15 protein-coding genes and 1 rRNA gene are annotated in these 16,656 nt (G+C 49.4%); 10 read left to right on the plus strand and 6 right to left on the minus strand.

Going from position 1 to position 16,656, the window contains the following annotated elements; translation table 11 throughout:
- The first annotated feature begins 102 nt into the window (after nucleotides 1–102).
- A 5S ribosomal RNA gene (rrf, locus tag E1189_RS11280) occupies nucleotides 103–231 on the plus strand.
- A gap of 125 nt (nucleotides 232–356) precedes the next feature.
- Nucleotides 357–695 (plus strand): DUF2956 domain-containing protein, encoded by a 339-nt coding sequence (locus E1189_RS11285; RefSeq protein ID WP_155160414.1) that lies wholly within the window; start codon nucleotides 357–359, stop codon nucleotides 693–695.
- Between the two features lie 58 nt (nucleotides 696–753).
- On the opposite strand, the gene pfkA is transcribed toward E1189_RS11285, so the two are convergent.
- Entirely contained in the window at nucleotides 754–1,737 is a 984-nt protein-coding gene (gene pfkA, locus E1189_RS11290) for a 6-phosphofructokinase (protein WP_155160417.1), read from the minus strand.
- Nucleotides 1,738–2,745: 1,008 nt separating this feature from the next.
- On the opposite strand from pfkA, the gene E1189_RS11295 reads away from it, so the two are divergent.
- Genes E1189_RS11295 through E1189_RS11305 form a run of 3 tightly spaced genes read left to right on the plus strand, consistent with a single transcriptional unit; the run spans nucleotide 2,746 to nucleotide 5,644 of the window.
- A complete protein-coding gene (locus E1189_RS11295) occupies nucleotides 2,746–3,885 on the plus strand; it encodes an ABC transporter ATP-binding protein (RefSeq protein WP_155160419.1) in 1,140 nt (379 codons plus the stop codon).
- Nucleotides 3,882–4,808, plus strand: coding sequence for an ABC transporter permease subunit (locus E1189_RS11300; protein WP_155160421.1), 927 nt, complete (start codon nucleotides 3,882–3,884; stop codon nucleotides 4,806–4,808). Before E1189_RS11295 ends, E1189_RS11300 begins: the two co-directional genes overlap by 4 nt.
- A complete protein-coding gene (locus tag E1189_RS11305) occupies nucleotides 4,805–5,644 on the plus strand; it encodes an ABC transporter permease subunit (protein WP_230460333.1) in 840 nt (279 codons plus the stop codon). The genes E1189_RS11300 and E1189_RS11305 overlap by 4 nt, the downstream gene beginning before the upstream one ends.
- Nucleotides 5,645–5,776: 132 nt before the next feature.
- On the opposite strand, the gene E1189_RS11310 is transcribed toward E1189_RS11305, so the two are convergent.
- Both E1189_RS11310 and alr read right to left on the minus strand, forming a co-directional pair.
- Nucleotides 5,777–6,613: an SDR family oxidoreductase gene (locus E1189_RS11310; protein WP_155160424.1), complete on the minus strand. Its 837-nt coding sequence runs from the start codon at nucleotides 6,611–6,613 to the stop codon at nucleotides 5,777–5,779.
- 59 nt (nucleotides 6,614–6,672) lie between these two features.
- Entirely contained in the window at nucleotides 6,673–7,803 is a 1,131-nt protein-coding gene (alr, locus tag E1189_RS11315) for an alanine racemase (RefSeq protein WP_155160426.1), read from the minus strand.
- 181 nt (nucleotides 7,804–7,984) lie between these two features.
- Here alr and lrp point away from each other — a divergent pair, with 181 nt between their 5' ends.
- The gene (lrp, locus tag E1189_RS11320; RefSeq protein WP_155160428.1) at nucleotides 7,985–8,473 is read left to right on the plus strand and encodes a leucine-responsive transcriptional regulator Lrp; all 489 of its coding nucleotides are present in this window, start codon (nucleotides 7,985–7,987) and stop codon (nucleotides 8,471–8,473) included.
- A gap of 58 nt (nucleotides 8,474–8,531) precedes the next feature.
- Here lrp and E1189_RS11325 read toward each other — a convergent pair whose 3' ends face one another.
- Nucleotides 8,532–8,888, minus strand: a complete 357-nt coding sequence (locus E1189_RS11325) for a PilZ domain-containing protein (RefSeq protein ID WP_155160430.1) — start codon at nucleotides 8,886–8,888, stop codon at nucleotides 8,532–8,534.
- A 247-nt stretch (nucleotides 8,889–9,135) separates the two neighbouring features.
- Between E1189_RS11325 and E1189_RS11330 the strand changes: the two genes are divergently transcribed.
- Genes E1189_RS11330 through radA form a run of 4 tightly spaced genes read left to right on the plus strand, consistent with a single transcriptional unit; the run spans nucleotide 9,136 to nucleotide 13,705 of the window.
- Nucleotides 9,136–10,182 (plus strand): Glu/Leu/Phe/Val dehydrogenase family protein, encoded by a 1,047-nt coding sequence (locus E1189_RS11330; RefSeq protein WP_155160433.1) that lies wholly within the window; start codon nucleotides 9,136–9,138, stop codon nucleotides 10,180–10,182.
- A 10-nt stretch (nucleotides 10,183–10,192) separates the two neighbouring features.
- Complete coding sequence (pdhA, locus tag E1189_RS11335; RefSeq protein WP_155160435.1) at nucleotides 10,193–11,293, plus strand: pyruvate dehydrogenase (acetyl-transferring) E1 component subunit alpha; 1,101 nt, start codon at nucleotides 10,193–10,195, stop codon at nucleotides 11,291–11,293.
- The gene (locus E1189_RS11340; RefSeq protein ID WP_155160438.1) at nucleotides 11,286–12,269 is read left to right on the plus strand and encodes an alpha-ketoacid dehydrogenase subunit beta; all 984 of its coding nucleotides are present in this window, start codon (nucleotides 11,286–11,288) and stop codon (nucleotides 12,267–12,269) included. Before pdhA ends, E1189_RS11340 begins: the two co-directional genes overlap by 8 nt.
- A 59-nt stretch (nucleotides 12,270–12,328) precedes the next feature.
- Nucleotides 12,329–13,705: a DNA repair protein RadA gene (gene radA, locus E1189_RS11345; protein ID WP_155160440.1), complete on the plus strand. Its 1,377-nt coding sequence runs from the start codon at nucleotides 12,329–12,331 to the stop codon at nucleotides 13,703–13,705.
- 130 nt (nucleotides 13,706–13,835) lie between these two features.
- Here the strand turns inward: radA and E1189_RS11350 are convergent, their stop codons facing one another.
- Nucleotides 13,836–15,419, minus strand: a complete 1,584-nt coding sequence (locus E1189_RS11350) for a DHA2 family efflux MFS transporter permease subunit (RefSeq protein WP_155160442.1) — start codon at nucleotides 15,417–15,419, stop codon at nucleotides 13,836–13,838.
- Nucleotide 15,420: 1 nt separating this feature from the next.
- Nucleotides 15,421–16,521 (minus strand): HlyD family secretion protein, encoded by a 1,101-nt coding sequence (locus E1189_RS11355; RefSeq protein ID WP_155160444.1) that lies wholly within the window; start codon nucleotides 16,519–16,521, stop codon nucleotides 15,421–15,423.
- Nucleotides 16,522–16,656: the final 135 nt, after the last annotated feature.

Consider the following 16,656-nt stretch of genomic DNA (forward strand, 5'->3'; position numbering starts at 1 on the left):
AGAGTAGGTCATCGCCAGGCTTTAAATATAAACCCCAGTCAGCTATTCAATGAATTAGTTGGCTGGGGTTTTCTAATTGTCAGTTAAAAAACTATCTGCGGCAAAGGCGAAAGAGCTTTGGAACCACCTGATCCCATCTGCGCTCCATAGCCGCGGGCGCTCAGCAGTGAAACGAAGTATCGCCGATGGTAGTGTGGGGCTTCCCCATGTGAGAGTAGGTCATCGCCAGGCTTTAAATATAAACCCCAGTCAGCTATTCAATGAATTAGTTGGCTGGGGTTTTCTAATTGTGGCTCGAAAAATCTGTACTGAATATACTGGCAGATTTTTAACACCTTCTGCTGATGAGGATGTTCATGGCGGTAAGTCAGAGTAAGAAGAAAGTAACTGCGAGCTCAAAAACTCAGGAAGAGGCACTGTCTGTTGCGAAAGCCACCCAACGCCCCGGACAAACAAAAGAACAGACACGCTTGATCGCTCAGGGGATCCAGAAGGGGATTGAGCAATATAAAAAACAACATAAAGCCAAAATACGTAAGCTGGATAAGCAGCAAAAGAAAAAGGCACGCGCTGTGGTTGCTGAAATAGATTCTCCTGAAATTCAAGCAGACACTCAGTATAAACAGCACTGGCTGCCTTGGGTACTTCTGGGTGCAAGCTGGGTTGGCTTTGCGGCGTTTTTATTTTTATCGTGAAGATATGAAAAGGGCAGCTTGTCAGCTGCCCTTTGTGCATTGCGTTCTTTCTAAATAATTAGAGGGAAACAATGTCAGCAACGTGCATCAGGTTCCGGTTGATACCCGGCTTCTTGGTGATGGCATCGTGGAGGGTTTCCGTGGTCACGGTGTCGTTACGCAGGCCAACCATGATACCACTGTGGCCGTGAAGTAGCTGTTCAACGGCTGCAACGCCCAGACGGCTGCCCAGTACTCGGTCTGCGCAGGTTGGGTTACCACCACGCTGGATGTGACCCAGAACGGATACACGAATATCGTGGTCTGGCAGCTTCTTCTGGGTTTCCTCCGCCAGCTTGAAGGTATCGCCTAGTTGATCGCCTTCAGCGACTAGAACAATGTTGGATGTTTTCTTTGCAGAGCGGCTATATTCCAGTTTATTAACAACATCATCAAGGGTTTTGTTGTCTTCTGGAATAAGAATCTCGGTGGCACCACCGGCAATACCGGCGTTCAAAGCGATAAAGCCTGCATCACGGCCCATGCATTCAATAAAGAACAAACGGTTGTGAGAGGTTGCTGTGTCACGAATCTTGTCTATGGCTTCTACAACTGTGTTTAGAGCAGTGTCGTAACCCAGAGTGAAGTCTGTGCCATAAATATCGTTGTCTATTGTTCCGGGAATACCGACAACCGGTATATCAAACTCTTGGGAGAACAGGTTCGCACCAGTGAAGGAACCGTCGCCACCGATAATAATCAGTGCATCAATGTCGTTTGCTTTCAGATTGTCGTGAGCTTTCTCGCGACCTTTTTTTTCGCGGAACTGAAGGCAGCGGGCAGACTGAAGAATAGTGCCACCACGGTTAATTATGTGTGCAACAGAACGTGCATCCATCTCGTCCATATTGCCATCAATCAGGCCCTGATAGCCCTCTTGAATACCACTCACCTTAATGCCGTAATGAGTACAGGCTCGAACGACTGCACGAATCGCTGCGTTCATGCCTGGTGCATCACCACCAGATGTCAGCACTCCAATATGATTCAGGTTTGTTCCCATCTTCTTAGAATTCCATGTGATCAGGTCTAGAATTTTCCGACGTGTAAGTACCCAGACCATTGCTTTCACATCACCTGGTGGCGTCTTTTTCCACTTACCATCATTATATGAAAGCAATGGCCGGGTACTTAAGTCGCTGAATGTCTTGTGCTTGCAGCTTTCACTTTTGATACTAGTGATGCTAGCTAACAGTGGCTTTGATATGGCGTGTAAGAAATATCTCACACAATAAATCGACATCTGCCCCTGTTTTGAAAATGAGTTTGCTCCTACTATGAAAGTACAAGGATGGTTAGCGCACAGGGCCGTGTAACCCAAGGATGGGTAACTCCAAACTGCGATAACAGCTCACATCTTACTTTTAATTTCCATTACCTTTATACCGAGCCACAGGAGCCTCCTGTGGATCATAGAGGTTTTGGGAATTTTGCTGATCCTTTCCACAGCCTTTTTCAGGCTCGACGATTCAGACTACAAAGTCGACTTGAGTGAGTGAATATGTCTTAGACTACCGCTCAGCAGTGTGACAGTAAATGAAGAAATAATCATTGACCTTTGCCGGTGTCTGAAGACAATGTCCGCTTCGGTGTTCAGCGAATGCAAAGAACATCAAAGAAGCTTACGCTTTCCTGAACTATCTTATGGAGCCTGGGGTGATTGCTGATATCAGCAGTTATGTCTCCTACGCGAATCCCAATCTGGCATCTATCCTGCTCCTGAAACCTTTAAACATCTCTATGCTTTTAAAGAGATTTCGCTCAAATTGGACTGAGTGATTGCTTGGGGTTGGAACCGGATAGTGCCAGGGAAATAAACTTGCATTCACCTATTTTTTGATGGCCCATTGTGCAGCTTTTTTGTAGAAAACTGAACAAGAGGGTTTTGTACTACTTTTTTTACACTTCTACTCGTAAGCATTGCGATAGTGCCACTTCAGTGGTGCTGAGCGAACGGGGCGGTGTTTTCCTGAAGTCAGGCGGTTCAGGTTACATGGGAGAATAGGCGTCAATGGCCGTACTATCCGGTTTTTATAAAAAAACATTCAGTGCCCGGGAAAAAACACAGGCGCTGCTGCGTATCGAGCGCGTCTCCAAACATTTTGAAGAGACCCTGGCGGTTGATGACGTTACTCTGACGATCAATAAAGGGGAGATCTTTGCCTTACTGGGAGGCTCAGGCTCTGGTAAGTCGACCCTGCTGCGCATGCTCGCAGGGTTTGAAAAACCTACAGAGGGGCGCATTCTTCTTGACGGGGAGGACATTACTAACCTGCCCCCTTATGAGCGCCCCATCAATATGATGTTTCAGTCCTATGCACTGTTTCCTCATATGAACGTTGAGCAAAACGTGGCTTTTGGCTTAAAGCAGGATGGTTTGCCCACGAGCGAAATTAAAGAACGAGTGGGAGAACTGCTGCGTCTGGTTCGTATGCAACAGTACTCTCGCCGTAAACCTCATCAGCTTTCCGGTGGTCAGCGTCAGCGTGTAGCTTTGGCGAGAAGTCTGGCTAAACGCCCCAAGCTGTTGCTACTTGATGAGCCTATGGGAGCGCTGGATAAGCAACTTCGTACACAGATGCAGCTGGAGGTGGTCGAGATTCTGGAGAAGGTGGGCGTTACCTGCCTGATGGTGACTCACGACCAGGAAGAAGCCATGACTATGTCGGATCGTATCGGCATTATGGATTCTGGCTGGATTGTTCAAACCGGCTCTCCTGTGGATATCTATGAAAATCCAAACAGTCGAATGACCGCAGAGTTTATTGGTTCTGTGAATATCTTTGTGGGCGAGATATCCACAGATGAAGCAGATCACGTCATTATCCAATGCCCACAACTTCCGCAGTCTGTTTATATAGATCACGGTATCGCGACACCGCTGGAAGATCGTAAATGCTGGGTGGCCATTCGCCCGGAGAAGATCAATATCAGCAAAGAGAAACCTGTGGATGAGTACAACTGGGCGGAAGGTATCGTATATGACATTGCTTATCTGGGCGCCCACTCTGTGTACTACATTCAACTATCTGACGGCACTATTGTGCAATCCAATATGGCGAACAGTGTACGAACGGCGGATCACCCAACATGGGATGACAAAGTTTTTGTAACCTGGGAAGCGGCAAGTAGCGTGGTACTGAATTCATGACGCTACAAAAACTGTTATCACCCAACTGGCGAGAGCTTTGGCTGAGCTTGGGCAAGCGCACGGTCATTGGCATCCCTTATCTCTGGATGCTGCTGTTCTTCCTTGTGCCTTTTCTTATCGTTTTTAAGATCAGCCTGGCTTATACAGAGATTGCTATCCCGCCGTATTCTTCACTGTTTGAATATGCAGATGAAGCACTTACGATTGTTTTGAATCTGGGCAACTACCTGTGGCTGACTGACGATCCGCTCTATCTCTCGGCTTATCTGGGGTCTGTTGAAATTGCATTTTGGGGAACGCTTTTTTGCCTTGCTGTGGGTTACCCAATGGCCTACGCCATGGCTCGAGCTCCCAAACGCTGGCAGTCTGCATTGCTGGTTGCAGTGTTGCTACCCTCGTGGACTTCATTTCTGATTCGCATTTATGCCTGGATGGGGATTCTTAGAAACAATGGCCTGTTAAACAATCTGCTTCTGTGGGTGGGGGTGATAGATCACCCGCTTACTATTCTGAATACTAACGTGGCTGTGTATATCGGCATTGTTTATGCCTATCTGCCATTTATGGTGCTGCCCATCTATTCCAACCTTGTGAAGCTGGATAACTCGTTATTGGAGGCTGCTCAAGATCTGGGGGCGCGACCATTGGCGTCTTTCTTCAAAATCACGTTGCCACTGTCCAAGAGTGGCATTATTGCAGGCTCCATGTTGGTGTTTATTCCAGCAGTGGGTGAAGTGGTTATCCCTCAACTGTTGGGTGGGCCGGAAACCCTGATGATCGGAAAGATTCTCTGGCAGGAGTTCTTCAATAATAGGGACTGGCCTGTGGCCTCCGCTCTCGCTATTGTGATGCTGCTGGTATTGCTGGTGCCAATCATGTTCTTCAACCATGCTCGCCTGAAGGAACTGGAGGAGAGCGCATGAGCCGGAAATCCTTCAATTTTCCAAATGCGATGTTGGCGCTGGGGTTGGCGTTTCTGTACCTGCCTATGTTCATTCTGGTGATTTACTCGTTTAACGCCTCCAAGTTGGTGACAGTGTGGGCAGGCTTTTCTACCAAATGGTACAGCGAGCTATTTAGAGACTCACAGCTGATAGATGCGGTGTTTACCAGTCTTCAGATTGCTGTGTCTGCATCTACAGCGGCAGTTATTCTTGGAACCATGGCCGCCTATGTATTGAACCGCTTTGGACGTTTCCGTGGACGTACATTGTTCAGCAGTATGATCACAGCGCCACTGGTGATGCCGGATGTGATTATTGGTCTTTCTATGCTGCTGATGTTTGTAGCTCTTTCCAGCAATATCGGCTGGCCTCAGGATCGAGGTATGCTCACCATCTGGATGGCCCACGTGACGTTCTGTACGGCCTACACGACGGTTGTTATCAGTTCCCGGCTTCGGGAGATGGATGGTTCCATTGAAGAAGCGGCTATGGACCTGGGTGCATCACCGCTGAAAACCTTCTTTATCATCACCCTGCCGACGATTGCACCATCTCTGGTATCAGCTTGGTTGCTGTCATTTACCTTGTCTCTCGATGATCTGGTTATATCCAGTTTTGTGGCCGGGCCGGGTTCCACAACTTTGCCTATGGTTGTGTTCTCCTCTGTGAGACTGGGCGTCTCGCCAAAGGTGAACGCGCTGGCAACTTTGATCATTCTGTGCGTGTCTCTGGCAGCCTTTATCGCATGGTGGCTGACTCGCAGGGCTGATAGAAACAAACGTGCGGCCTACCAGATGATGGGACGGGATCAATAAAAGCAGCCACCACAATACCTGACACATTCCGAACAAGCCTCACTGAAATGAGCCCTACATAACTTTCATTCAGTGGGGTTTGCCCATACAGGTTTTATTTTCTACCTCACTTCCCATAACCATTTTGTGAATCTAAAGCCGATTGAGCTCAAATTTTCGAGCCAGTACCTTATGGACAAATTTTCTCGGTAACCAGCGGGCAAAAAAAGGAAGTGAGCGGCTTCCGTTGCCGTAGCGAAGCACTCTTGGGTTTTGTCCGCTCTTTATAGCTTTCACTATTGCGTCTGCCATGCCTTCTGCGGAGGACGGGTTATCTTGGGATGCGCCTGCTCGGGCAAGAATTGCTTTCTCTATAGGTTTATACAAAGAGTTGTTTGAGATGATATTCAGCTTTTTGGTGGCTGTATCTCCAAAGCTGGAGCGGATGGCGCCGGGTTGTACGTCCAGCACATGAATGCCAAAAGGTTGCAACTCCATTCGCAGAGCTTCAGTCAGTGTGCTGAATGCCGCTTTGGAGGCGCAGTACATACCGGAGAATGGTGTCGTCAATATTCCCGAGACGCTGGTGATGTTAACAATGGTACCGCTCTTTTGAGTGATCATGGTTGGAGCCACCTCCTGAATCAGAGCGATGGGAGCAAATGTGTTGGTTTCAAACTGCTGCCTGAGAGATGACTCCGGACTCTCAATCATTGGCCCCATAGCACCGTAACCAGCGTTATTAATCAACACATCAATACGATCACCACCCTCCAATATCTTGCTGATAACGGCGCTACGACTGTTTGGGCAGGTAACATCTAAAGCTGCTGTGCTGATGTTTTTCTCGGCAAAGTCTGCCAGTGAGTGGATGTCTCGCGCTGTAGCCCATACCTTGTACCCTGTGTAGTGGAATGCCAAAACCAAAGCGTGACCAATACCGGTTGAACAACCTGTAATCAATACTGTTTGCTGCTTTACTTCTGGCATGGGTTCCACCTGATATGCTGCTTTTATAATATTGTTATTATGTAGCTTTAACGCAGTCTTTACGTTGGAGAAATACTAACCGGCTGGTATTTCGTCTGTTCGGATTCACTGACGGCTTCCCCCAGATAGTGAATAGGCACACGCTTGAGGTTGCAGAACAGCTCATAGGAAATTGTGCCTGCATGATGAGCCACTTCCGTTGCGGGAAGGTTGTCGCCCCAAAGCATAACTGTGTCGCCTATCTTGGTATTGGGAAGATGTGTGAGATCGATTGTCATCATATCCATAGATATGCGACCAAGTATCCGCGTTCGCTGACCATTCACCAAAACAGGGCTGCCACTGGGAGCGTGCCGTGGATAGCCGTCGGCGTACCCCATGGCCACAACACCTACGGTGCAAGGGTGATCAGTGACGTAGGTTTGGCCATAGCCGATAGGAACACCAGCCCCTAGCTTTCGAATGGCAAATATTTGTGATGTCACTTCCATCACCGGTTTCAACCGGTCTGCCAGTGGATGTGGGGTTGTAAAGGGAGAAGAACCATAAAGCAGCAGGCCAGGGCGCACCCAGTTACCATTTGCCTCAGGCCAGTGAAGGATTCCAGCGGAGTTGCTGGAGCAGGTTTCTTCTGCTTTGCCTTCAATGGTTTGGGCAAACAGATCGATTTGGTCTATCGTGGTGGGCTTTTCCGGTTCATCCGCACAGGCAAAGTGCGTCATCAATACAATCTGGCTGACGTTTTCACTCTCTTTGAGCTGCTTATAGGCAGATGGGAATTCCGATGGTAAAAAGCCAATGCGGTGCATGCCGGTGTCAATCTTTAACCAGACCTTGAAAGGCTTGCCCTTCCACTGGTTTAGAATATCGATCTGCTCTTGCTGCTGGATAACAGCAAATAGATCATAATGCTCCATAATGGGCAGTTCAGCAGCACCATAAAACCCCTCCAAAAGAAGGATCGGACTTTGTACACCAGCTTCTCTCAGTACAATGGCTTCTTCTATACAGGCTACAGCGAGGCATTCTATCTTCTGTTCTTCGAGTACCTGAGCAATTGGAATAGAACCATGGCCGTATGCATCTGCTTTGATAACCCCGATGACTTTTGTGCCCGTAATGCTGCGGGCAAACTGCAGGTTATGTCGCAAAGCAGATAAATTTATCGTGGCCTTGGTCGGGCGGCTCATCTTATGGGTGACTCCAGTCCGTGAAGCATGAAACAATAGACCCCTTTTACCATGATCATGCTCTGTGGGAAACGTGAGGTTTCACATCCTCTCAATAAGAGTGTCATGGTTTCTGCAAGTCTGCACTATTATGGATAGCTGTCGATCCCAAGGCAGCCCACGTATCGTTGATTTTCGTATCATGAGAAATCGGAAAGAAGTCACCCGACAACTGGATCGGATTGACCGCAATATTCTTCGAATCCTGCAAGAGCAAGGACGTATCTCGTATGTGGATCTGGCTGACAAGGTAGGGTTAAGTACCACACCTTGCATGGAGCGAGTGAAGCGTCTTGAGCGCGAAGGTGTGATCCAGGGCTACAGCGCCAGACTGAATCCGGAGTTCCTTGAAGCGGGTTTACTGGTGTTTGTAGAAATCAGTCTCGAAACCAAGTCTCCGGGGATCTTCGATGAGTTCCGTCAGGCCGTTATCAGCCTGCCTAATGTGCAGGAGTGTCATCTGGTGTCCGGTAATTTCGATTACCTGATTAAAGCGAGGATTTCTGAAATGGCTTCCTACCGTAAACTGCTTGGAGACATTCTGCTGCGTATGCCGGGTGTACGTGAATCCAAGAGTTACATCGTGATGGAAGAAGTGAAGGAAACCATGAACCTGCCTATTGCCGAGTAATCGCTGGTACGTTTAACCTTCCTGCTGAGTAAGGAGCATACACCCTTGGCGCTCCTTACTAAAAGTCTCGAATAAAATAATTCAGAGCCACCTGATCCTGATCAGAAATGGTTTTGATATGAAACCCTGCCCCAAAATCCCTGGTGAAGTTGGATGGCTGGCACCACATGCACTCTGCAGCCAGTTCAATGGAGCGTGTACTGTCGAGTTCAGGTAGCTCCAGTGTCAGATTAATCACCTCATTAGGTTGCATCTGCGTTGGCCCCAGCAACATAAAGCCTTCTTGTGAGATATCAAAAATTCTTCCCACCGACAGGCCACTCTGGGTCTGGAATACATTGGCTGTGCAGGATAACCGCTTGCGTATATGACGGCGCTGGTTAATTTCAGTGTCTTTCGTAGAGGTGTCAGTCATGGTTCCTCTCGTGCAATGCTTTTATTATCCAAAGAGAATAACTACAGGAAGGTGTCAGTACAAATTTTGATCTTAATGCTTTTTGGGTAGAGTACTGATAAGACGATTAAGAATTTGTGATTGCCCTCATAAAAGGCGCATAAAACCATAAGTCACTCTAGACTTTATCGGTAGACAGTACAAATACGGAAAGGCTACTGCTACCACGGCACTTTCCAACAATAAAAATCAGCGGAGGGATCCCGCTATGTTTGCCGAGATGAAAAACACACGGACCAGCGAACTCCATCTCTGGGCTGATGAAGCTACAGGTCTTCAAGCCGTTATCGCTATTAACAGTACAACGCGAGGTGCAGCACTCGGAGGTTGTCGTCTGTTCTCTTACAAATCCACAGATGATGCCATTCATGATGCTATCCGTCTTGCTCGAGGGATGAGTTACAAAGCGGCATTGGCAGGTGTTGAGCAAGGTGGTGGGAAAGCTGTCATTATGGCCCCCAGGGAAATACACGACCGCGAAGCTTTGTTTAAAGCCTTCGGGCGCTTTGTTCACAGTCTGGGAGGACGCTATATCGCTGCCATGGATGTGGGCACTCAGACCAGTGATATGGATACCATTGCCAGCATTACGCCCCATGTGGCCTGCACCTCCAAAGGTGGCGACCCTGCGCCTTATACGGCACTGGGAGTCTTCAACAGTATCAAGACTACTCTGCAAGCCAGCTCTGCCTTGCCCGATGATATATCTGGGGCTCGCATAGCTGTTCAGGGATTAGGAAATGTGGGGTTTGCTCTCTGTGAGTTGCTGAGTAATGCCGGCGCCGAACTTGTGGTGAGCGATATTGATAGCGCGAAAGTCACCCGCTGCGAACAGGTGTTTGGGGCTCGCTCTGTGCCTCCCTCTGCCATCCTCTCTGTGGAGTGCGATGTGTTCAGTCCCTGTGGTATGGGCGGCATCATTCAGGCTGATACTGTAAAGGATTTGAGTTGTCGTGCGGTTGTGGGGTCTGCGAATAACCAGCTTGCTACGCCTGAAGCCGGTCTGGCGCTGCATCGTCAGGGGATTTTGTATGCGCCGGATTACCTTGTGAATGCTGGTGGCCTGATCCATGCCTCTTTGTCCCACCGAGGAAAAACACCTGCTGAAATCAATGAGCGTATTCACGGTGTGGCTGAAACCCTTTCCCAAATATTCAAGCGCCACAAAACCAGTGGCGAGCCGGTGAGCCTGATAGCCGACCGAATGGCGGAACATATTCTTTACGGTCCTGCACCTTTGCAACGCAGCGCATAAGGAGAGCATCATGCCAACAACACTGGATGGCGGTGGACTGTTCAGGGTGCATAGTTCTGATGTGCCTTTTGTGCGCTATTTGAATACTGACGGGCAACCGGTTCAAAAACTCCCTCCATGGGCTGAAAATGGGCAACAGCTGGTGGCTTATTACAAAGCTATGGTGAAAGCTCGGGAAGCTGACCGTAAAGCCATTGCCATGCAACGCACAGGACAGATGGGCACGTATCCATCCTGTCTTGGACAGGAAGCTCCGGGTGTCGTCTATGGTTCCTTGATGAAAAAAGACGATGTACTGGCACCTTATTATCGGGATATGCCGGGGCAGCTGCTTCGCGGTGTTGAGCTCTCCGATGTCTATCTCTACTGGGGTGGCGATGAACGGGGAAGTGCCGGTGAGGGGTATGGGCAGGATATGCCCAACTGTGTCCCTATCGCGACACAGGCATGCCATGCGGTGGGTATTGCTTCTGCGTTTCGGATTCGGGATGAACGTCGGGTAGTGGTCACAACCTGCGGTGATGGCGCAACATCAAAAGGTGATTTTCTTGAGGCGTTGAACCTTGCAGGTGCCTGGAAAGTTCCAGTCGTCTTTCTTATTGTGAATAACCAGTGGGCAATTTCAATTCCTCGCAGTGCTCAGTGCGGTGCAGACACGCTGGCACAAAAAGGCGCTGGTGCCGGTGTGCCCTGTGTACAGGTGGATGGCAATGATGTGATTGCCCTCCATGAGGTGATTGGCTCAGCTATTGAGCGAGCGCGGCACGGCAAAGGTGCGGTGGTTATTGAAGCAATCACCTACCGCCTCTGTGACCATACAACGGCCGATGACGCGACACGTTACCGTGATAATGAAGATGTCAGAAAAGCCTGGGAAGAGGAACCGGTTAAACGGCTGCAGACGTATCTCTACAACCATGGGCTATGGAGCCCTGAACAGGAAAAAATGCTGCAAGAGCAAGTCGCGGAGGAGGTTCAAAAAGCTGTAGAAACCTATCAGCTCACTCCACCACAATCCATCAACGACCTGTTTGCATACCAGTATGCTGAAACACCAGTGAGTTTACGCCAGCAATTAGAGGAAATGCAGGAAGGGCTTAACCATGAGTGATGATAAGAAAACGCTGGTGGAAGCCGTTAATCTTGCACTGGATCATGCACTGGCAGACGACAAAGATGTCGTTCTTCTCGGTGAAGATGTTGGCACTAATGGAGGTGTGTTCCGTGCCACTCAGGATTTGAAAGATAAATACGGCCTGAAGCGGGTGATGGACACTCCTCTGGCTGAAACCATGATTGCCGGTATGACCATAGGTATGGCGACACAAGGCTTAAAACCCGTGGCAGAAATCCAGTTTATGGGTTTTATTTTCGCCTGTATGGAGCAGCTGGTGGGCCACGCTGCACGTATGAGAAACCGTACCCGTGGTCGTTTAACCTGTCCAATGGTTATTCGTGCGCCTTTTGGTGGTGGGATTCATGCACCGGAGCATCACTCGGAAAGCACAGAAGCGTTATTTGCCCACATTCCCGGTTTGCGAGTGGTGATCCCATCATCGCCCGTCCGTGCATATGGTTTGCTGCGCTCCGCGATTGATGACCCTGACCCTGTGATTTTTCTGGAACCAAAAAGAATCTACCGCGTGCAAAGGCAAACGCTTCCTAAACAAGGGAGTCGGCTACCGCTGGATACCTGTTTTACCCTGAAAGAGGGCAGCGATCTCACTCTCGTCACATGGGGAGCCTGTGTGAGGGAGTGTCAGGAGGTTACACGCAATCTGGCAAAAGAAGGTGTCGGTGTTGAGTTAATAGATGTTGCGACTATCAAACCGTTGGATATGGACACAATCCTTGCCTCTGTCCGAAAAACCGGCCGTTGCGTGATTGTCCATGAAGCCGCGCGAAGTTTTGGTGTGGGGGCGGAAATTGCCGCAAGAGTTTCTACAGAGCTCTTCCATGAGTTGCGAGCGCCTGTGCAGCGAGTGGCGGGATACGATATCACCATGCCTTACTACCGGATGGAAGATCACTACATGCCGAGTGTTGGCCAGATCGCTTCCGCGTGCCAGATAGTTTGTAGCTGTTGACCAACAGCCACAAGGGCACAAGAATGGAAGCCTGTTTTCACTTTTGAATAAGCTTCTTAATGGCCAAAGCAAAAAACCGCAAAGCCTTTGTCTGCACAGAATGTGGCAGCGACTCCACCAAATGGCAAGGTCAGTGCCCGGATTGTCATGCCTGGAACACCATGAAAGAGGTGTCCCTTGGCTCATCCCGTCCCCATCTTGCCAACCCTTCCGGTAGCCGTGAAGGTTTTGCCGGTGCTCTGGCTGCGGTACAAAGCTTGTCTGAAGTTAACGTTGAAGAGGCTCCCCGCTTCAGCACTGGCTCCAGTGAGTTTGACCGTGTTCTGGGTGGTGGTTTCGTTCGCGGTAGTGCAGTGCTGATAGGTGGCCATCCTGGTGCCGGTAAAAGTACGATACTGCTACAGACTCTTTGCCATGTAGCGAGCGGTATGCGAGCGCTGTATGTGTCCGGTGAAGAATCGCTACAGCAGATTGCTGCCCGTGCCAAGCGTCTGGATCTTCCTACTGATCAGCTGAAGATGCTGGCAGAAACCTCGGCTGAACGTATTGTGCAGGTCGCCGAGCAGGAAAAGCCAGATGTGATCGTCATCGACTCTATTCAAGTGATGTTTATGGAAGGTGTCGATTCCGCTCCCGGTGGTGTGGCTCAGGTAAGAGAGTCGGCGGCGTTCCTGACCCGTTTTGCTAAACAGACAGGCACTGTTCTGTTGATTGTTGGCCATGTCACCAAAGATAACTCTCTCGCTGGCCCCATGACTCTCAGCCATATCATCGATACTCAGTTGATGCTTGGCAATACAGATGATTCCCGTTTCCGCATTATGCGTGCCACCAAAAACCGTTTTGGTCAGGTGAATGAGCTGGGCATTTTTGCCATGACGGAAAAAGGCTTGAAGGAAGTGAAAAACCCTTCAGCCATTTTCCTCTCCCGTGGCGAAGAAGCTACATCGGGCAGTATTATCAATGTGCTTTGGGAGGGGACACGCCCATTGCTGGTGGAAATTCAAGCCCTTGTGGTTGAATCCCAGCTCGGTAATCCACGACGGGTGACGGTTGGTATGGATCAAAACCGGTTGGCGATGCTGTTGGCTGTGTTAACGCGACACGGTGGCATATTTACCAGCGATCAGGATGTGTTTTTAAACGTGGTGGGTGGCGTACGCATCACAGAAACAAGTGCCGACCTTGCCAGCCTGTTAGCAATTGTTTCCAGCTTCCGCGATGTGCCGCTTCCACAGAACCTGATTGCGTTTGGCGAGGTGGGGCTGGCTGGTGAGATTCGTCCGGTTGCCAACGGCCAGGAGCGGATTATTGAGGCGGTTAAACATGGTTTCAAAAAGGTGATTGTGCCAATGGCAAATAAGCCCAGAAAGGCAATTGCTGATGTTGAAGTGATTGGCGTTAATAAACTTTCGGAAGCACTTGAGGCGATTTAATCGATATATTTTTACAAATTTGATGAACGGTTGATAAGAGTTATTGACCATCCATTGGTCAGGCTCTGTTCAGCTTTATTAACTACAAAGCTGAACAGAGCCTGATCTTATTGCTGATTAAGGGGCAGTATCAGTGGGCTTGATGGGAGCGCATACAGAGAACCGCAGCAATCCCAAAGAATAAAGCGCCGGTTACAATGGTGAAGCAGTCACCAAAGGCCATAATGCCGGCGTTTTGGGTAACCTGTTTCATGACCAATGCCATATCCTGCTGCATGGAAAGCGAAGGTAGAGTGTCCTGCAGGTGATCCATGTAGTACTGCGTGGTTTGCCCGAAAGTAGACAGGGTTTCGCTGATCCGTACCTGATGGAATGTTGTGCGGCGATCAATCATCGTGGACAGGATCGCGATACCAATAGCACCACTCAAGTTTCGGCTGGTGTTGAATAGACCAGATGCAGAACCAATGTCTTCCATTTTCAGTCGGGATGTCGTCAAAACCGAGAGTGGAACCATCATAAATGGTTGACCAATGGCGCGAATAATCAGGCTCAAGCGCAGCTGTTCACCGGCATAGTCGGCAGACATGTATACATTCATCAGTGCACTGATGGCCATTGCCAAAAAGCCCGTCATTGCCAACCAGCGCAAGTTAAAATGTTTCATCAGCTTTGGCATGAATGGGATTAGCAGCAGCTGAGGCACGCCCCCCCATAGCATGACCTGGCCAATCTGTAGCGCGTTGTAACCTTGCAACTGGGAAAGGTATACCGGAATCAGGAAAACCGAACCAAATAGTGCAAGACCCATGGCACAGTTTGCCAGATTTCCAAACAGGAACTGCCTGTCTCCCAAAATGCGCAGATTGAGCAGCGGATTGGCTTTGGTCAGCTGAACATAAACAAATGTGATCAGGGAGAGAGTCGACACAATCGCGATGGTAAGAATACTGTGGGATTCAAACCAGTTTTGGCGGTTACCCTCTTCCAGCACATACTCCAGAGTTGAAAGCCCCAGAGAGAGGCTGATGATGCCGGACCAGTCCGCTGTTTTCAGACGCTCGAAATGGCTTGGCCCTTTCTCCAGACCGTATGACAACAGCGCCAGAATCAGCAGGCCTGGCACCAGATTGATATAAAATATCAGATGCCAGCTGAAATTCTCCGTCAGCCACCCACCAATGGTTGGACCTATGGATGGTGCAAATACTGCGGAAAAGGAAAACATGGCCATTCCCACAGGCTGCTTGTCTGTAGGAAGGCGCAGGCGAATCTGACTGAAGGTCAGTGGGATCAGTGGCGCAACGGCAAGCCCCTGTAAAGCACGATAGAAAATCATGGAGCCCAGACTGGTCGCCGTACCACACAGGCCCGACATCACCATAAAGGCAACAACACTCCACAGCAGATAGCGGCGCAGGGAGAACACGCTGGCCAGCCAGCCACTCAGGGGAATGATTACGATTTCAGCAATCATATAGGCCGTGGTGATCCATGAACCTTCGGATACCGTTGCAGCCAGTGAACCCTGAATATCGGCAAGGGAGGAGTTTACGATCTGGATATCGAGTACGGCGACAAAGGCGCCGAGTACCATGCCGATAACTGTGATCCAATCCTTGCGAGATGCCGTCTGAACACCGCCTTGAGGCGGTGCAGAGGGCGTGCTTTTCGTTGGAGTGACAACAGCAGATGTAGCAACAGCAGTGGACATCTTACAGCCCCGCGATTTGCGCAGCTGGCGTTGTGCTCTGGTTATTATGGGTGAACGTTAACGCCTTCAGATTCACAGGCTCTTCACGTGTATCAACGTTGGCTGTGACAGACATTCCCGCACGCAGTTGGCCTGCTAAAGCCTGATCGGCTGGAATCACAATTTTCACAGGGATACGCTGCACAATTTTGGTGAAGTTACCGGTGGCATTCTCTGGAGGCAGAAGGCTGAAACGTGCACCACTGGCAGGCCACAAACTATCGATGTAACCGGTGATGGGTTGACCGGGGAATGCATCAATCTCCAGCTCAACGGGCTGGCCTGTCTGCATACGACTAATCTGGGTTTCCTTGAAGTTTGCAGTTACCCAGACAGTGTCTGTGTTCACGAGACTGAATAAAACAGAACCACTTTTCAGCAGCTGGCCGTCCTTAACCTGACGCTGACCGATCACACCATCTATTGGGGCAGTGATAACGGTTTCTGCAAGGCTTTGCCTGGCAATAGCAAGAACGCTTTGTGCCTGTTGGAGAGAAGCTTGGGCCGCAACGATCTGGTTATCGATGACAGACAGCTGTCGACGAGTCGATTCCAGAGCGGCTTTTTGACCCTGAACCTGTGCAATGGCTTTTTTGTTGGCAGCCTGCGCATTATCAAGTTTGTCTCGAGAAATGACACTGCGCTCAAACAAAGGGGCAATACGTTTGAGTTCGGACGCTGCGAGCTCCTGCTCAGCTCTGGCGACATTGAGCTGAGCCTCGGCCACATGAATTTGGGATTGCTGCAGGCTCCGTTGAGACTGAAACTGCTGAATTGCGGCTTTAGCGGAATGCACTTCTGCCTTGGCTTCATCCACTTTCAATTTGTAATCTGTGGCTTCGATACGCGCCAGAACATCACCTTCATGAACTTTCTGGTTGTCTTTTATCCAGCCCGCATCGGCGTAGCCAGGTTGTTTGGTGCTGACGTAAACGATATCGGACTGCAGGTAAGCATTGTCAGTGCTTTCCTGAAAGCGTGCGACAGTAAACCAGTAACCGGCACTTACGAGGCCGACAATAGCTAGCACGCAGAAAGTGAACAGTTTTCTGGCTGAGGACATGGAGTAACTCTTAAGTGGTAATTCTGAAATTTAACGACAGTGTTATTCTGCAGCGAGAGAGCAGCAGAATTTTTGAGGTGTGTAAGGTGTATGTGAAGTGTACCATTGTTGCTTGTAAGGAATAAGTCTGTATTT

It is taken from the genome of Parendozoicomonas verongulae (assembly GCF_009711465.1).
GTDB classification, from domain to species: domain Bacteria; phylum Pseudomonadota; class Gammaproteobacteria; order Pseudomonadales; family Endozoicomonadaceae; genus Sansalvadorimonas; species Sansalvadorimonas verongulae.